This window comes from Mucilaginibacter sp. (genome assembly GCF_965200995.1).
GTDB lineage: Bacteria > Bacteroidota > Bacteroidia > Sphingobacteriales > Sphingobacteriaceae > Mucilaginibacter.
The window spans coordinates 2822208-2839474 of record NZ_OZ241743.1 but is presented as its reverse complement, the minus strand read 5'-3'; the positions used below and the strand labels follow the sequence as shown (position 1 = coordinate 2839474).

The 17267-nt window shown below is 48.3% G+C and carries 13 protein-coding genes; 9 read left to right on the top strand and 4 right to left on the bottom strand.

All coding sequences use genetic code 11. The features are described 5' to 3' along the window. Positions 1 to 30 precede the first annotated feature (30 nt). Entirely contained in the window at positions 31 to 756 is a 726-nt protein-coding gene (locus ACY652_RS13100) for an energy transducer TonB (RefSeq protein ID WP_462264827.1), read from the top strand. Positions 757 to 784: 28 nt separating this feature from the next. Here ACY652_RS13100 and ispG read toward each other — a convergent pair whose 3' ends face one another. Genes ispG through ACY652_RS13085 form a run of 3 tightly spaced genes read right to left on the bottom strand, consistent with a single transcriptional unit; the run spans position 785 to position 4225 of the window. Next, positions 785 to 2875 carry a (E)-4-hydroxy-3-methylbut-2-enyl-diphosphate synthase gene (gene ispG / locus ACY652_RS13095; RefSeq protein ID WP_462264826.1) on the bottom strand — a complete coding sequence of 697 codons (2091 nt, stop codon included), beginning with the start codon at positions 2873 to 2875 and terminating at the stop codon, positions 785 to 787. A 49-nt stretch (positions 2876 to 2924) separates the two neighbouring features. Then, a complete protein-coding gene (locus ACY652_RS13090; RefSeq protein ID WP_462264825.1) occupies positions 2925 to 3554 on the bottom strand; it encodes an RDD family protein in 630 nt (209 codons plus the stop codon). 44 nt (positions 3555 to 3598) lie between these two features. Further along, positions 3599 to 4225 (bottom strand): DUF4159 domain-containing protein, encoded by a 627-nt coding sequence (locus ACY652_RS13085; protein WP_462264824.1) that lies wholly within the window; start codon positions 4223 to 4225, stop codon positions 3599 to 3601. A 181-nt stretch (positions 4226 to 4406) separates the two neighbouring features. Here ACY652_RS13085 and ACY652_RS13080 point away from each other — a divergent pair, with 181 nt between their 5' ends. From ACY652_RS13080 to ACY652_RS13050, 7 genes are all read left to right on the top strand, one after another. After that, complete coding sequence (locus ACY652_RS13080) at positions 4407 to 5399, top strand: AAA family ATPase (protein WP_462264823.1); 993 nt, start codon at positions 4407 to 4409, stop codon at positions 5397 to 5399. A 164-nt stretch (positions 5400 to 5563) separates the two neighbouring features. Further along, positions 5564 to 6439 carry a DUF58 domain-containing protein gene (locus ACY652_RS13075; protein ID WP_462264822.1) on the top strand — a complete coding sequence of 292 codons (876 nt, stop codon included), beginning with the start codon at positions 5564 to 5566 and terminating at the stop codon, positions 6437 to 6439. Positions 6440 to 6544: 105 nt separating this feature from the next. After that, positions 6545 to 8068 (top strand): BatA domain-containing protein, encoded by a 1524-nt coding sequence (locus tag ACY652_RS13070; protein WP_462264821.1) that lies wholly within the window; start codon positions 6545 to 6547, stop codon positions 8066 to 8068. Further along, positions 8061 to 10187: a hypothetical protein gene (locus tag ACY652_RS13065; RefSeq protein WP_462264819.1), complete on the top strand. Its 2127-nt coding sequence runs from the start codon at positions 8061 to 8063 to the stop codon at positions 10185 to 10187. Before ACY652_RS13070 ends, ACY652_RS13065 begins: the two co-directional genes overlap by 8 nt. A gap of 3 nt (positions 10188 to 10190) precedes the next feature. Continuing rightward, on the top strand, positions 10191 to 11969 hold the full coding sequence (locus tag ACY652_RS13060; RefSeq protein WP_462264818.1) for a hypothetical protein: 1779 nt from the start codon (positions 10191 to 10193) through the stop codon (positions 11967 to 11969). Positions 11970 to 12027: 58 nt separating this feature from the next. Next, complete coding sequence (locus ACY652_RS13055; RefSeq protein WP_462264817.1) at positions 12028 to 13668, top strand: TldD/PmbA family protein; 1641 nt, start codon at positions 12028 to 12030, stop codon at positions 13666 to 13668. Positions 13669 to 13678: 10 nt separating this feature from the next. Further along, entirely contained in the window at positions 13679 to 15010 is a 1332-nt protein-coding gene (locus ACY652_RS13050) for a TldD/PmbA family protein (protein ID WP_462264816.1), read from the top strand. A 272-nt stretch (positions 15011 to 15282) separates the two neighbouring features. Here ACY652_RS13050 and ACY652_RS13045 read toward each other — a convergent pair whose 3' ends face one another. Continuing rightward, positions 15283 to 15927 carry a DUF1349 domain-containing protein gene (locus tag ACY652_RS13045; protein ID WP_462264815.1) on the bottom strand — a complete coding sequence of 215 codons (645 nt, stop codon included), beginning with the start codon at positions 15925 to 15927 and terminating at the stop codon, positions 15283 to 15285. Between the two features lie 86 nt (positions 15928 to 16013). On the opposite strand from ACY652_RS13045, the gene ACY652_RS13040 reads away from it, so the two are divergent. Next, entirely contained in the window at positions 16014 to 16799 is a 786-nt protein-coding gene (locus tag ACY652_RS13040; protein WP_462264814.1) for a response regulator transcription factor, read from the top strand. Positions 16800 to 17267 lie beyond the last annotated feature (468 nt).

The window sequence follows — 17267 nt, the reverse complement described above, 5'->3', positions numbered from 1 at the left end:
ATTTTTCTGCAATTGATAACCCCTTGTACTATGAAACTGTTTATCAATGCCTATCTTTATTACCTTATGGCGACGGAAATCAACAACATCAAACTCAAATTTAATTGCCCGGCCAACTGGGAGGAGATGCAGCAATTGGATGGCTGCCGCTTTTGCAGCCATTGCCAGAAAAAGGTGTATGATTTTACAGGAAGTACTCAGGCTGAATTTAAAAGAGTGTTAAGTGAAAACCGCAACCGGGTTTGCGGGCGGTTTACATTGGAGCAGGCCAAAGCAAACCTGCATAAAACAGATGTTTGGAGGAGGCTGCTGTCCGCAGCAGTAATGGTATTAGGGCTTGGTTTATTTACAAATCAGGCTGTAGCACAAAAGACAAAGCCGAAGCTAAAACACAAAAAAGTTCGTCAGATAAAATTCTTACCGCCACAAGTAATTATGGGTGACGTAGATTCATTAGCGTATAATGACGACGACGAGACGCTTCCTACATTTCCTGGCGGTCAGGACGCGATGACGAATTATTTTAAAAACACTATTCACTATCCTAAGAATATTTCTGAAGTACGCGTAATAGTTCAATTTACAGTTAGCCCTATAGGAAAACTTGAAGATATAAAACTAATAAAGGGATTAGTTCCAGACGCAAATCAAGAAGTAATTAAAGCTTTAAAAGCCTCGCCAAAATGGATACCGGGAACACGCCATAATAAACCGGTTTCTGTTGTATATACGCTTCCTATAAAGTTTGAAAAGTAGTTATATTCCTTAAATAAGGTTCAACTTATTATACTATGGCTGGCTCAACCCAGTTACCATCTTCCTGTATAATGCCAATCAGTTCATCCAGGGCATTAACGGTGTTCACATTCTTCTTCACCACTTCCTTACCCCGGTATAGGGTGATTTTGCCGGGGCCGGCACCTACGTAGCCGTAATCGGCATCGGCCATTTCGCCGGGGCCGTTTACAATGCAGCCCATAATGCCGATTTTCAATCCTTTTAAATGACTGGTGCGGCTGCGTATCATCTGGGTGGTTTCCTGCAAATCGAACAGGGTACGGCCGCAGCTGGGGCAGGAGATGTACTCAGTTTTAGAAATGCGCGAACGCGTGGCTTGTAAGATACCAAAAGCCGTAGAGGTAATTACATTCACCGGCAGTTCGGGCGCTTCAATCCAGATGCCGTCGCCAAAACCATCTACCAGCAGGGCGCCCATATCGGTGGCGGCGTGGAGCTGGAGCAAGGTAGGCACATCTGTTTGAGCGAGGTGGCCGGTGGCCGGTTGCGGGTGGCCGGAACCTAATCCACCATCATCGCCATTTTGAATTTCGAATTTTGAATTTTCACTTTCCTCAAATTGATAACTGCGCTTTACTATCACCGGCACTTGCAGGCCGAACTCCTGCAATTTGACAAAGAAGCTGCGCTGGTCGGCCATGCCATGCAATTCGTGGGTTTCCAGTACAAACACTAAGTTGTGGTCAAGCGGCATTTGGCCGAAGGTATCGGTTTCTAAATCGGCATGGCTAATGCGCACTAAATTTAAAGCCGAACTGCGGTTAGCGTCAGGCTGTATGTATTCATTGAGTGTAAATACCGGGTGACAATTGGTTTGGTTAGCCAGTTCCTTCCAGGTATTGTAATCGTACAACTGCTTTAAGTTGCCCGGAAAGGTGAAAGATGGCAGTTGGTCGGCTAAATACACAAAATCAACCGACTGGTCGGCCATGTTATATTTATCCAGCAACGATGAATACAAATATCCCGCGGCATTCAGCACTGCCGGGTCTTTCAGATTTTGCTGTGATAGATCAACCACCACGCGCGGCACCATGTGCCCGCCGATGAAGGCGTTGGCTTCGTAGGTTTCGCGTTTCTGGTATATATATGGAGACCTCTCCCCGGCCCTCTCCGAAGGAGAGGGAGCAGTAAAATCATTTTGAATTTTGAATTTTGAATTTTGACTTCGCTTAGCGTAGCGCTCTACCAGCGCAATGGCTACGGGGGCCTCGGCTTCGGGTTCTTCGGTGAGGGAAACGCGGACGGTATCGCCAAGGCCATCTTCCAGCAAGGTACCGATGCCCACGGCTGATTTAATGCGGCCGTCCTCGCCGTCGCCGGCTTCGGTAACGCCTAAGTGCAACGGGTAGTTCATGCCTTCGGCCACCATGGTTTCTACCAGTAAGCGATAGGCCTGCACCATTACCTGCGGGTTGCTGGATTTCATGGAAATGACCAGATTATAGTAATTCAGCGCCTCGCACATGCGCATAAACTCCATGGCCGATTCCACCATGCCCTGCGGCGTATCGCCGTAACGGCTCATGATACGGTCGGAAAGGGAGCCGTGGTTGGTACCGATGCGCATAGCCGTGCCATACTCTTTACAGATGTTAACCAGCGGGGTAAATTTTTGAAAGATACGGTCTAATTCACCCTGGTATTCGCTGTCGGTATACTCAATCTCGTCGAACCGTTTTTTGTCGGCATAGTTACCGGGGTTCACCCGCACCTTTTCTACAATGCGGGCGGCCACTTCGGCAGCATTGGGCGTAAAATGAATATCGGCCACCAGCGGAACGGTATAGCCCCGGCTGCGCAATTGCCTCTTGATTTCGGCCAGGTTGTTGGCTTCCTTAATACTGGGCGCGGTGATGCGCACATATTCGCAGCCGGCATCTACCATGCGTATGGTTTGCTCCACCGTACCCCGGGTGTCCATGGTATCGGTAGTGGTCATGCTCTGGATGCGGATGGGGTTGTTGCCTCCCATCGGCACATCGCCAATCTGTACCTCACGGGTCACAAAACGCGAATAATCGGTAAGAGAGTTACAGTAACGGCCGGGCAGCGCTTTCAGGAAGTCAGCATTCATATGTATACAAAATTACAAATTTACCGGCAATGCCGGGTAACTGTATTACTTAGCGCCCGGTATATGGCTTGCGTATGATATAGGTTTTAGCCAATTTATCATGCAGGGCCTGGCGGTAAGGGTTCAGGAAGATGTACAGATAGCCAAAGCCAAAAGCCAAACCCGATGCGATCTTGGCAATATTACGCAAAAGAGCCTGCCCGAATGTCAACCGCCGCCCGTCCTCATTTACTACCTGCAGGCCGATCAGCAGCTTGCCTACACTGCCCTGCAGCGGCGTAGCTTCCAGTACAGCGTTATAAACAGTAAGGATGAGCGTACCTAAAAGCTGTATCAGTTCCCTATGCTTTTGTACATCGGCTTCGGTAATTTTGGCGTTGGGTACTGAACTGGCGTAGATGATAGCCAGAATCATAATCAGGAAGAAGAACACCACCAGATCTAAAACATAGGCCGCCAGGCGCAGCCAAAAGCTGGCCAGACTATCTTCATTCACAATGGCAACGCCCTGTGCATGAAAATAACCGGCAAGTTCGGGTACATCTATGGCGGCCATCCATTTACCGTTTACAGTAGCTGAAACCTGCGTATCCAAGTCAATGGACTGCTGTATCAGTTCGTTGAAGGTAAACGGGCCGGCGGGCTGGCCGTTATCCAGTAAATAATATTCTTTGTTCAAAATTTGCTTATCAACTTTGCCGGCAAAGGTAAGGCTTTATAATGCTAAGAATTAATTGCATACATGATAATATTCACCCCGAACTTTGTGTTATCCTCAGCCAGAAAACGCTTATTCCTGAAATCATAATCCCACTCGCAGCCGTAATCCTTATTGCTGTACAGTACCGCAATGCGGCCGTTTATTTCTATAGCTTTCAGGTAATCATGCACCAGGTCATCGCCCCAGCCGTTCAGCTCGAATGACGTTGTAGGCGGCCCTTTCTCAAACTTGAAAAAAGAATGATACAGCTGATGGGTATTCGGAATTTTCTTCAATGCACCGGTGCCAAACAGCGAAGCCATCTGCGCCTCGAAAGATTTCGCGAACAGGCCGTCGATGTCATGGTTGCAATCATCCACAAACACAAAGCCGCCGTTTTGTACATATTTCTTGAAATTGATACGTTCCTGCGTATCAAACTGCACCAGCTTATGACCGCTGAGGTAGGCAAAGGGCGAGGTGAAAATATCCGGACTGCTCAATGGCACTACCTTTTCCTTTTCCTCAATGGGTATGGTGGTGTATTCCAGCAGCGAGTTCAGAATATTGGAGGGCATACGCTGGTCGGTATCCCAATCGCCGGAGTGATAGCTGAAACGGGTAAACGTAAACTTAGAACTCAATGCCATTATTAATTAAACCTTAAAATTAACAGAAAATTTCAGCTCTCTGGCTTTAAATTAGTTGCCAGCCTTGTAATTTTTCGGATACTTAATTCAAAAGTTGACAGAATTTGCTGCAAGCTATTAGAAACTATAATATCTTAGGAAACGAAAAGAGCTATTGAGCACCCTAAAATTGCTAAACCATTTGGAACTTACCGAAACCGAAGTAAAAAGCCTGCTGGCCAAACTGCCGCAGCTAAAAACCGAGATACAGAAAGTGATTGTAGGCCAGGAACATATTCTGGATGAATTGCTGGTGGCTTTTCTGGCCGGCGGCCACTGCCTGCTGGAAGGAGTACCCGGCCTGGCCAAAACGCTGCTGGTAAAAACTATGTCGCAGGCCCTGCACCTGCCTTTCAGGCGCATACAGTTCACACCGGATCTGATGCCGACCGATATTATTGGTACCGAAGTTTTGGAGGAAGACCATGTAACCGGCAAGCGTTTTTTTAAGTTCAACAAGGGGCCGCTGTTTGCCAATATTATTTTGGCGGATGAAATTAACCGCACGCCGCCCAAAACACAATCGGCCCTGCTGGAAGCCATGCAGGAGTTTGAGGTAACTTATGGCGGGCAAACCTATCCGCTGGAAAAGCCCTTTTTCATCTTGGCTACGCAAAACCCCATTGAGCAGGCAGGCACCTACCCTCTGCCCGAAGCGCAATTAGACCGCTTTTTGTTGCTGGTACGCATCGGCTACCCCACCGAGCAGGAGGAGTTTGAAGTACTGAACCGCACCACCGGCACCAAAAGCGCCCAGGTAAACGCAGTAATTACTGCCGCCGAAATACAGCAGGCACAGGCGCTGGTAAGGCAGGTAGCCATCAGCGAGGACTTAATCAGATATGTAAGCCTGCTCATCCGCGCCACACGGCCCGATACCAGCAACTTGGGCTATGTTAAAGAATGGGTGCGCTGGGGTGCCGGGCCCCGGGCCGGGCAGGCGCTTATACTTACTGCCAAAGCACGTGCCTTATTAAAAGGCCGCTATGCCGTATTAATGGAAGACATACATGCCATGGCGGTGCCGGTATTGCGCCACAGAATGCTCATGAATTTCAGGGCGGAAGCCGAAGGCATAACTTCGGACAAAGCAACAACAGAGTTATTAAAACTGGTAGAAAGACCTAAAATTTAGATGAGTGGGGATTGAGTATAAAGCGGAGAGCGGGGTAAGAGGAGCGAAAAATTATAGTTTTAATATGGAGAAACTTCTTAAATTAATAAACGCCTCTACTTCTTTAAATCCCGCTCCCGCTCCCAAAATTTCGCTCCTTTAATCGCACCTCGCTTCCCAATGCCATGACACTCGACCCCAAAATACTGCTCACCATTAAGAATTTGCCGCTGCTGGCGAAAACGGTAGTAGATGGCTTTATGAACGGGTTTAACAAGAGCACCGTGAAGGGGCCGGGATTAGAGTTTAGCCAGTACCGCAGCTACCAGCCCGGCGATGATTTGCGCTGGATGGACTGGCGCATGTACGCCCGCTCGGACCGGTATTATATCCGCGAATCGGAAGTGGAAACCAGCATTTCGGTAAAATTTCTGGTGGATGCCAGCGCATCGATGAACCATAATGACGGCACCATCAGCAAGATAGATTATGCCCGGTACTTGACGGCTTCGCTGGCTTACCTGGCCAATTCACAGGGCGATGCAGTGGGTTTGGCATTGTTTAATGATGGCGGCTTGCAGGCACTGGATTCGCGCTATGATCCGCAGCATTTGCAGCGGTTATATTACCAGCTGGAGCAGTTAAAACCGGCCGGATCTTTTACCGGGCCGGGGCATTATAAAGAACTGTTCAGCGGCAGGCAGCGGCGCGAACTGCTGGTGTTTGTTACCGATATGTACGAGGCGGGCAATGAGATCAGCCACCTGCTGAATACGTTAAGCGCCTTGCGGCATGAAGTGATCGTATTTCACCTGATGGGTGAAGACGAGCTGAACTTTGATTTTAAAGGGTATAGCAGCCTGCAGGATATGGAAACCGGTGAAATTATCGCCATTAATACGCAAACAAAGAAGCAGTACCAGGAAAAGTTAGCGGCGCATTTATCCCGGTTGAAAAAGGAAATGCTGGAAAAGCATATCACTTACCGGATGCTGAGTACCGCCGAGCCGCTGGATAAGGCGCTGCGCGATTTTTTAGTTCAGCGGAATAAAGGGTATTAGTCATTGGGCATTAGTCATTAGTCATTAGTCATTAGTCATTAGTCATTAGTCATTAATCATTAGTCATTAGTCATTAGTCATTAGTATAAATTAAAAGGACACAGCTTGTTTCAGTTAGTTAATAGTTTATGGTTATGGGGATTGGCGGCCTTGAGTGTGCCGCTGCTGATACACCTGTGGAACATCCGGCAGGGAAAGGTATTAAAGGTGGGCAGCATTGCGCTTATGGCCGCTGCATCTAAAAAAATCAGCCGCAGCTTCAAACTTACTGATTGGCTGCTGTTGATTATCCGCGGCCTGCTGTTAGCATTGGTTGCCTTATTATTAGCCCGGCCGGTATGGCAGCAGCGCGTGGCCGTTGCCAAAACCAAAGGCTGGGTGCTTATTCCTAAAGAATTAATTGCAGAAGTTTATCAGCACTACAAGCCGCAACTGGATTCCCTGCACAAAGCTGGTTTTGAGTTGCATGAGTTTAACGCCGGGTTTAAGGCGATTGATTCACTGCAATTTCAGAAATTAGTACATACTTCCAATATACCTTCGCCGTCACCCCCTGCTAATTACTGGATGCTGCTGAACCGTTTAAACAGTAAACTGGCTGCTGCAACGCCTGTCTACCTGTTCAGCACGGCGCAGTTGAAACATTTTGACGGCCCCAGGCCGCAGACCGCGCTTCACCTGCACTGGCAGACCTTTACCCCTGCCGACTCAGCAACTACCTGGATTCACCAGGCATGGTTTACGCCGGAAGATCATATCCGTGTAGTTACCGGCACCAGCAGGGCGGCCAGTACTACCTACGCCTATCATTCCATTAACGCTGCACCATCGGCCAACTCTCCGTTTCGTTTACAAACCGAGAACGGCAGGTTAATCCTACAGCTCAAGAACAAAGGAGGCAATGCCATAACCGTTAATTCCTTGGTACAGCATTTTGCCATTTATACTGATAAATACAACGCAGATGCGGGTTATATAAAGGCTGCCCTGCAAACGGTAATTCAATTTAATCAGCGCAAAGCAGTGATACAGCAGTACCATAACAGTACCGCAATCCCCGAACATCAGGACTGGTTATTCTGGCTGTCCGAGCAGCCTTTACCTGCTGCTGTTTTACAAAGGGCGAAACAGGTATTCAGGTATGCGCCCGGTAAAGCCGCAGCTACCAGTTCATGGATCAATTTTACGCCTGAACACCTGCTGGCCGACCAGGGGCCTGCCTTGAATCTGTATAAATCTATACCGGTTGGTCAAACCAAAGGTCAACCCGTATGGACGGATGGCTTCGGCCAGCCTCTATTGAGCCGCAATCCATTAAGCCCAACTACGCAGTATAATTTTTATAGCCGCTTCAATCCGGCCTGGAGCGATTTGGTATGGGACGAGCGTTTTCCGCAGGTATTGTTGCAATTGATTACACCCCCTGTTCAGCCTGAAAACGTACATGACCGGCGCGTATTAAGCCGAAGCCAGTTAATGCCGGCCACTGGTAGCAGCACTTTTACTGGCAGTGCCGTTAATACCAAACAAACCGATTTGCGCCTGCCGGTATGGTTACTGCTGGCATTGCTTTTTTTAACAGAGCGGTTGCTGGCGCATCGTACTAAAACTAATCCGTCTCATGGTTGAGCAGCAAGGCCTACATACCATTCAGCAGCTACGCCGCCGGTGGAGGCTGCACCAACTGCTGGCGCATGCTTTGGTGGCTTTGGCGGTGGCTTTGCTGCTTAGTTATATTTTGCATGTTGCCCTGCAACTGTCATTCGGGTGGGCGTTGGTGTTCTTTGTAATCATGCTGGCGGGATTGATCTGGTGGCGCAATCCCCGGCGGTTTACCCACCAGGCCGTTGCCCGTTTTCTGGATCAGCATTATCCCGAACTGGAAGAAAGCAGCACATTGATGCTACAACCTTCGCAGCAATTAACATTATTAGAACGGTTACAGCAGCACAAAGTGGAAACCGCCCTGCAAACGCTACCTGTAAAAACTTCTCCATTTAACCGGCAATTACGCTTTGCGCTGATAGCGTTGGCAGCAGCTATGGTATTGAGTTTAATAATAGTGCATTTGCCGTTTAATTCTCTCCCTGGCGGGCAAAAATCCAATACGGCATTCAGCCAGACAAGCGGGCCGGAAGAAAATATACTGCCCCAGATAGATGAAGTGAACATCACCATAACACCTCCGGCCTATACCGGCAAATCAGTAAGGCAGCAGGAGAAATTTACCCTGAATGCTGAGGATGGCGCTATGGTGAAATGGCTGCTGCATACCAACGTAGCCATACATCAGGCCTATCTGTTACTCAACGGCAAAACCCGGTTGCCCTTGCACACAGGCAACAGCAGGCACACCCGATGGAATGCACAACTTACCATTACAACCGCCGGCTTTTACCAGGTGGGCATAGATGACAAACTATCTGATTTATACCCCATACACGTAGTAAAAGATGCGCTGCCGGTAATTCATATCAAAACACCCAAGCCTTACACCTACATTGATGCAGGTGAAACGCCTAAGGTTTTGATGAATGCCCTGGTAAGTGATGACTACGGCATTGCCGATGCTTTGCTGGTGGCTACCGTAGCCAAAGGCAGCGGCGAGGGGGTTAAATTCAAAGAATACAAAATGCCATTTGCGGGTATATTCGGCGGACATCACCGCCAGTATCAGCTTCAAAAATTATTCGATTTGCCTGCCCTGCAAATGGAACCGGGTGATGAGCTTTACTTTTATCTGCAGGCACAGGATACCCGCAGGCAGCAAAGCCGTACGGACATATTTAAAATCACCTTACAGGATACCGCCCAGCTGTTGAGCATGGACGGTGTGGTAACGGGCAGCACTTTAAAGCCGGAGTTTTTCCGCAGTGAGCGGCAGATCATTATTGATACCGAAGGCTTGCTGAAAGCCAGGGACAGTATCAATGCCAATGAGTTTAACAACCGCTGCAACAACATCGCTACCGACCAAAAACTACTGCGCCTGCGCTACGGCAAATTTTTGGGCGAGGAAGATGAAGGCAAGGTAGGCGAAGCCGAAGAAGGCAGCGACCTGGGTAAGGTGGAAAACTTTAACAACGCCGAAAAGATAATAGATGCCTATACCGATAAGCACGACAAAGCGGAAGATGCCACATTTTTTGAACCGGCCATCAAGGCACAACTGAAAGCAACGCTTAACGAAATGTGGCGGGCCGAACTGCAATTGCGCTTGTATAAACCCGGCCAGGCATTGCCTTATGAGTATAAGGCATTACGTTTGCTGAAAGACTTGCAGCAAAAATCTCGCGCTTACGTAGCCAAAACCAATTACAACCCGCCGCCTATTAAACCGGAGAAACGACTGAGCGGCGATCTGTCTAAAATCAATACTCCGGCCAGCCAGTATAACCAAAAGCCGCCTGCAGATGTGGCAGCAACGGTAAAACGGGCAATAGCCGTACTGGTACAATTGCACGACCGGCCTGCGTTAACTGTTGCAGATAAACAGGCGCTGCAGGCCGTAGCGCCTCAGTTAAACCAATTTGCCGCGGAACAGGGCGGCAGATATTTAAAGGCGGTAACCGCACTTCGCCAGCTGCTAAGCACCTCAAAACCAATCGCGGCCGATAAGGCTATTGTAGAAGCCGCCTTACTGCGCATGCTGCCGCCGGTTAAACCGCTGCCCAACCAGGCCGCTTCAGCAGCAGACATGAGTCTGGGCAAAAGCTATTATCAACATTTAAACCGGATGAACCGATAAATTATGCAGCAAACATTGGTCATAGCTGTCTGCCTGATTTTAGCCGCTGTTGGATTGTGGCAGGAATGGCAACGCCCTGCCAAAACGCATTTATGGCTGCGGGTGTTAGCCTTAGTTGTTGCGGTAACTGCGCTGGCCTGCCTGATTTTACCTGTAAGCTATACCCTAAATAACCGCCGGAATGCAGGACTTGAAGCGGTATTGCTGACTGAAGGGTTCCATAAAGACAGTATCTCTGCTTATCCCGGCCTCAACGTTTACACGCTCGATACCATTATCCGGCAACGCATACCTAAAGCGCATTTGATAAGCGATGCCGGAATTTTAAGCGAGCAACAACCCGTTATTTCCCTGCTGCATATTCTTGGTAACGGGCTGAACGCTTACCAGCTGCAACAATTAAAGGGATTACCGGTACGCTTTCATCCGTTAGCGCCCGCCGATGGTGTTACTTCTGCAAATTACACTACGCAAATCAACTTCGGGCAGTTGTTTAAGGTGCAGGGGCAATACCATAACGTTTTAAGCAAACCGGTAAAACTACAGTTGCTGGAACTGAATACCGTGCAAGATTCAATCACCTTAACGGCTAACAAGCAAACGATATTCAGCTTAACCGCCCGGCCAAAGCACACCGGAAAAGCCCTGTATCGTGTACTTGTTTCAAACGGTACCGATACCCTAAGCAATGAGCCGCTTCCGGCAACGGTGCATCCGGCTGAACCGTTAAAAATCTTATTATTATCGGCTGCGCCAGATTTTGAGAACAAGTTTTTGAAAAACTGGCTGTCGGCCAATGGTTACGGGGTTGCGGTACGCTCTGCCATCAGTAAGGGTAAGATCAGTACCGAATTTGCAAACATGGATAAGCAAACTTTAGACCGCCTTACCGCAGCCGCCCTCTCCCGCTTTGATGTGGTAACGGCCGATGCCGCCGCCTTGCAGGTACTCACACCCACAGAAAGCGGCGCCTTATACCAGCAGGTAAGCCAGCATGGGCTGGGTTTAATTGTACGGGCCGATAGCAGTAAAGCCGGCTGGTGGCAACGCGGCTTTTCGGTAAATAAACCTGCAACACAAAAACCGGCGCTTGTTAAATTAATGATTACGGATGCAGCGGCTCCTTCGGCAGCACTGCCTTTAACCCCGCGTTACGTCAGTACAACAACAGATGCACAGCAGGTGATTACGGATGTACAGCATCATGTATTAGCAGCCAACCGGCTGGCAGGCGAAGGCCATATTATCTTCACCACACTTACACAAACCTATCCCTGGGCCTTAGCCGGAAACCAGAAAGATTATGCCTCCGTTTGGACGGCCCTGGTTAATAAAGCCGCACGCAGGCAGCAACCTGCCAGCCGCTGGTTAATCAGTTCATTCCTGCCGTTTACAGGCGAACCGGTTACCCTGCAATTGCAAACCGGTTTGGTATTGCCGGTGATTCAAATCAATCAGTCGGTCACTGTGCAAAGCCAGGGGGCTGCCCTTCCCTTTTTGCATGAAGTTATTTACTGGCCAAGATCATCCGGCTGGCAGCAGGCAAATACTTCAGGCAGTACCTACGGCTGGTACGCTTACGCAGAAAACCAGTGGCAATGGCTGAAAAATCAGCAAAAGACAGAAGCTACACTTCATTATGCTGCAACTCATCCTCAAAATAGCCCGGCAACAAAAATAATTGGGCAAAAAATTAGGATTGAGGTACCGAAATTCTATTTTTATATCCTGTTACTGCTGGCCTTTGTCTATTTATGGACCGAAAGCCGGTGGTTAAGCTAAATTTTAAACTATTCTAAACTAAAACTATTCACACACACCTACCAAAAGGAGGATTACTTTGAAAAGAAGAGACTTTATTTACCTCTCGGGCATGAGCGCCAGCGCCATGATGCTGGCCCGGATGCAAGCCACAGGCCGGCCCATTGAGCAGGAAATGGCGCTGTACAATGCTATTGATGCCAAAGCCAAAAAAGAGTTAGCCGATGTAGCCCTGAATGCCGCTAAATCCAAAGGCGCCACGTATGCCGATGTGCGCATTGGCCGTTACCTGAACCAGGCCATCATCACCCGCGAAAACCGGGTGCAGAATGTGGCCAACACCGAGTCTTACGGCGTAGGTATCCGTGTAATTGCCAATGGCTGCTGGGGCTTTGCCGCTACTAATGATGTAACCCGCGATGGTATGGCCAAAACCGCCGAGCGTGCCGTAGCTGTAGCTAAGGCTAATGCCATATTAGGCGGGGCGCCGGTGCAGTTAGCGCCGCAAAAAGGTTACGGTGAGGTAAGCTGGAAAACGCCGATGGAGCGTAACTCTTTTGAAGTGCCGATTAAGGAAAAGGTGGATTTGCTGCTGAGCTGCAACGCCGCAGCCATGACGGGCGGCGCCAGCTTTGTAAACTCCAGTTTGTTTTCGGTAAATGAACAGAAATATTTTGCCTCAACTGATGGCTCGTATATTGATCAGGATGTGCACCGTATTTATCCCAACTTCGGGGTAACCAAAATAGATGCCGCCTCGGGCGATTTTGAAACCCGCAGTTCGCTGGCCTCCCCCCGCGGCATGGGTTACGAATACGTGATACCCAAAGCCGAAGAGAAGGTAACCGGCGTGGTAACCCGCTATAAAGACCGGTATGATATGCTGGAGGATATAAAGGCCGCTACTGAGAACGCCAAACAAAAGTTAAGCGCCAAAACAGTAGAGCCGGGTAAATACGATTTAGTACTTGACCCCTCACACCTGTGGCTTACCATTCACGAATCGGTAGGGCACCCTACCGAGTTAGACCGTGTGCTGGGTTATGAAGCTAATTTTGCCGGCACCAGCTTTCTGACTTTGGATAAATGGAAAACCGGCAAGTTCAATTTTGGCAGCAAGAATGTGAATGTAACCGGCGATAAGCTGCAACCCGGCTCTTTAGGCGCCGTAGGGTACGATGATGAAGGGGTAAAAACCGGAAAGTGGGATATTATAAAAGACGGCATACTGGTAAACTACCAGGCCACCCGCGACCAGGCGCATGTAATAGGTTTAGACCATTCACAAGGTTGCTGCTATGCCGACAGCTGGGATTCGGTACAGTTTCAGCGTATGCCGAATGTGAGTTTGCAACCCGGCAAAACGCCGCTGAGTGTAGACAATATGATTAAGAATGTAGAGAAAGGCATCTACATCATCGGCGACGGGTCTTTCTCTATCGACCAGCAACGGTATAACTTCCAGTTTGGCGGGCAGCTGTTTTACAAAATTGAGAACGGCAAGATTGCCGGTATGCTCAATGATGTGGCTTACCAGGCCAATACCCAGGAGTTTTGGAACTCCTGCGCTGCAGTATGTGATAAGAATGACTTTAGGCTGGGCGGGTCTTTCAGCGATGGCAAGGGCCAGCCGCAGCAGGTAAGCGCCGTATCGCATGGTTCCTCTACCGCATTGTTTAAAGGAGTAAATGTAATTAACACCAAACGTAAAATCGGATAATCGCTGCACAATGACAATATATAGCAAAGAAGAAGCACAGGCGTTATTAAAAAAAGTGCTTAGTTATTCAAAAGCCGATGAGTGTGAGGTAAGCCTGAACGGCCGTGACGGCGGCAATATCCGTACGGCATTAAATGCTGTATCTACCGCAGCCGATACCAGCAGCACCGGGCTGGCCGTAAGCTCCACCTTCGGTAAAAAGACAGGTACCGCTACCATTAATGAGTTTGACGATGCCTCGCTGCAAAAGGTAGTACAGCGTGCCGAAGAGCTGGCGCAGCTGGCCCCCGAAAACCCGGAGCACATGCCGCTGTTGGGCCCGCAAACCTTTAAAGAATCGATTACTTTTAATGCCGATACGGCGGCCATGACGCCCGAAAGCCGGGCCGAACTGATGAAGAAAAGCCTGGATGTTACCAAAGCCGCCGGTTTAACAGCGGCAGGCTTCCTCGAAAACTCATCCGGTTTTTTTGCCATCATGAACTCGAAAGGCCTGTTCGCCTATAACAAATCATCTAATGTTACCTTTTCGGTAACCACCCGCAACCAGGCAGGTACCGCATCGGGCTATGCAGCACGCGGCTTTACGGATATTAAAAAGCTGGATACCTTTGGTGCTACTAAAATTGCGGCGCAAAAAGCAGCGGGCAGCGTGGGCGCACGCGCCATTGAACCAGGTAAATACACCGTAATACTGGAACCTACCGCCGGTGCCTACATGCTGGAAAACATGTTCAGGTTTGATGCCCGCAGCGCCGACGAGGGCCGCAGCTTTTTGAGCAAGAAAGGCGGAGGCACCCGCTTAGGCGAAAAACTGATGGATGAGAAGGTAAACATCTACTCAGACCCATTTAACACCGACCTGCCCGGCAGTACCTGGAACGGCGATGGCATACCGCTGGAAAAAACCTACTGGATACAGAACGGCACAGTAAAAAATCTGAGCTACTCGCGCTACTGGGCGCAAAAGAAAGGCGTGCAACCGGTACCCGGCCCCAGCAATATCATTATGGAGGGCGGCAACACCAGCATTGAGGATATGATCAAGAGCACCGAGCGGGGCATACTGGTTTCGCGCCTGTGGTACATCCGCATGGTAGACCCAAAATCGCTGCTGCTCACCGGCCTTACGCGTGATGGCACGTTTTACATTGAGAACGGCAAGATCAAGTTCCCGGTGAAGAACTTCAGGTTCAATGAAAGCCCGGTAATTATGCTGAACAACCTGGAGGCGCTGGGCAAATCAGAACGTGCCATCAGCGTGGAAAGCTACCGCAGCTACATGATTCCGCCGATGAAGATCAGGGACTTTACGTTCAGTTCTTTATCAGACGCGGTTTAAATACAGCTTGTTCTAAAATTCAAAGCCACCTTATCCGTAAGGTGGCTTTTTTGTATGCATCGCTCCCGGTACGTATCATTCACAGGTACGGGCCTGAACCGTTTCATTACACTTTATACGCATGACCCGGCAATATATTTCAATCTGCTTTCTTATCTTCAAAACAGTGATCAGCAATTTATCAGTGTTTTGCCCTGAGTGCCCGCAATATTTTAAGCCGGCATTACCGCATCCATATTGCGCTTAACTTGTTTTGGCACCCCAAATGTACACTAATGACTTTTTAGCCACTCCAGCCTGCGCTGGTCTGGCAAATGTTTTACAGAAAAGCTCTCAAACTTGGCTTCAAAACCATTTCCGTCAGGGCATGCAGCCATTAAACCTATCATTACCGGGGCATTATCCTGCAAGGGAGCGTTGCGTGTCATGATGTACGTTTTGTCGTCTAAAGAATAGAAAATCTCAACGGCATCCAACCTGCGCACCACCTTTATCCAGATAAAATCCGGAACACTGTTCAACGTGGTTACACTCCAATCACTTTTCTCATGTGTAACAACTGTACTCACGTTAAACTTTCCATCTACAAACTCAACGCCCGCTTTAATATAATTCTTGTAATCTGTACGTACCATAATGCCCATTTGATCAAAACGGGCTTTGTAGGCACCTGTAAGCTTTACTTTGGCTTCAAATTCGCCGCCATAATTTGCATAATAAAAAGGGGCATCATCAACAGTAAATCCATAGTGAGAAATACGCCAGTAATCACTTTTTGGTGTAACCTGCATAATCAAAGCGTTGTTGCGGATTTCCCAGCTTTTGGGTTCATTGTACCATTGCATCTTTTGCAGGCTCTGCGCTTTTAAGCCAAGGGTACAAATAATAAAACTCAGGATTAAAAATGCTTTTTCCATTGGCGTACTTTGTTATTTAATAAGGGCAATATGACAATATAACTTTAATAAGTTTGCAAACATATCAACTGTAATGTTCATATTCAATGGTGAATAATAGCCATACTTCAGCGGGCACAGCTATCCGGGAGCTGCTTGATGCCAGGTTACTGCTGCAACCGTTTACCGGCAATGTCCGGCTTTGCCCGGGGTTAGAACAGGCAAAACTTATGGCGCATTTCTATGCAAAATTTGACAACTGTATAAGTGTGCTCAGTGATTTAAAAGCAAGAAAAAGCTATATCTTTTATAGTTCGCTTGCCGAACGGCTGGGTATTTCTCAGCAAAAGGAAGAAATCAATTCCATTTGGGAGGATGAACTGCTGCGCCGGATATATGCAGAGGACCTGCAACAAAAGTACCGGCTCGAATTGCAGTTCTTTAAACTGTTAAACTCAACCGAGACAACAGAGCGGTACAATTATGAAGCAGTTATTAACCTGAGGGTTGAAGGGCGTAATGGCCAACCCATATTGTTGAAGCATCGTTTACGCTACATCAGCAGTGCCGGTGATGGAAATATTGCGCTGGCCCTTTGCCTGTACAGCGCGGATCATGCTCCCGGCTTTCCTGCTTACGGAGGAATGATTGTTAACCATAGCACAGGCACCTTCCTTGATTACAGCAACCATCCGCACCCCCCTATCCTGTCTAAACGCGAGAAGGAAATTTTACGGTTGATTAAGCAGGGGCACAGGAGTAAGGAAATTGCGCTCCGGCTGCGGTTGAGCATCCATACCATAAACCGGCACCGGCAAAACATTTTCCAGAAATTGAATGCAACCAGCGCCATTGAAGCCTGCAGTATTGCCGAGGCAGCAGGTTTACTATAACAATTTTTTGCCTGTGGCTGGTGGTATCACCGCATTGCTACCTGCGTTGCCTCAACCTGCATTGCAAACACCACTCTACCAAATCAACTGTTGCTGATGATACCATGAGTGTTCGGAAGACTTTTTAAGTTGAAATGACTGCATCTACATCATCCTAAAACTGATCTCTGCGCCTCACAGGCAGCACCGGCACAGAAGTAAAGCATCTGGCAGAACAAGCCGTATACCTGCCTGCCAGATGCTGAAAACAAGTTGAGTATAACCCGATTCCTGCCTTTCGGCTAAGGTGATGTACCTCCAATATTTACGCTGTAAAAGTGTAAACCCAAAGTTTACACAATTTAAAAAATACATCATTTAAATAATTGATAGTCAATACATTGAGAAAATACCGGGTTTACACTTTTTAGAGCTTTTAGTTGTACATTTCTATGCAGTTTCAGTTCTTCCAAACACTGATGTATTATC

What these genes read in the sequence shown, in the direction of transcription:
- ACY652_RS13100 (WP_462264827.1), top strand. Translation starts at nt 31, where the DNA reads ATGAAACTGTTTATCAATGCCTATCTTTATTACCTTATGGCGACGGAA.
- ispG (WP_462264826.1), bottom strand. Translation starts at nt 2,875, where the DNA reads ATGAATGCTGACTTCCTGAAAGCGCTGCCCGGCCGTTACTGTAACTCT.
- ACY652_RS13085 (WP_462264824.1), bottom strand. Translation starts at nt 4,225, where the DNA reads ATGGCATTGAGTTCTAAGTTTACGTTTACCCGTTTCAGCTATCACTCC.
- ACY652_RS13075 (WP_462264822.1), top strand. Translation starts at nt 5,564, where the DNA reads ATGACACTCGACCCCAAAATACTGCTCACCATTAAGAATTTGCCGCTG.
- ACY652_RS13065 (WP_462264819.1), top strand. Translation starts at nt 8,061, where the DNA reads ATGGTTGAGCAGCAAGGCCTACATACCATTCAGCAGCTACGCCGCCGG.
- ACY652_RS13060 (WP_462264818.1), top strand. Translation starts at nt 10,191, where the DNA reads ATGCAGCAAACATTGGTCATAGCTGTCTGCCTGATTTTAGCCGCTGTT.
- ACY652_RS13050 (WP_462264816.1), top strand. Translation starts at nt 13,679, where the DNA reads ATGACAATATATAGCAAAGAAGAAGCACAGGCGTTATTAAAAAAAGTG.
- ACY652_RS13045 (WP_462264815.1), bottom strand. Translation starts at nt 15,927, where the DNA reads ATGGAAAAAGCATTTTTAATCCTGAGTTTTATTATTTGTACCCTTGGC.
- ACY652_RS13040 (WP_462264814.1), top strand. Translation starts at nt 16,014, where the DNA reads ATGGTGAATAATAGCCATACTTCAGCGGGCACAGCTATCCGGGAGCTG.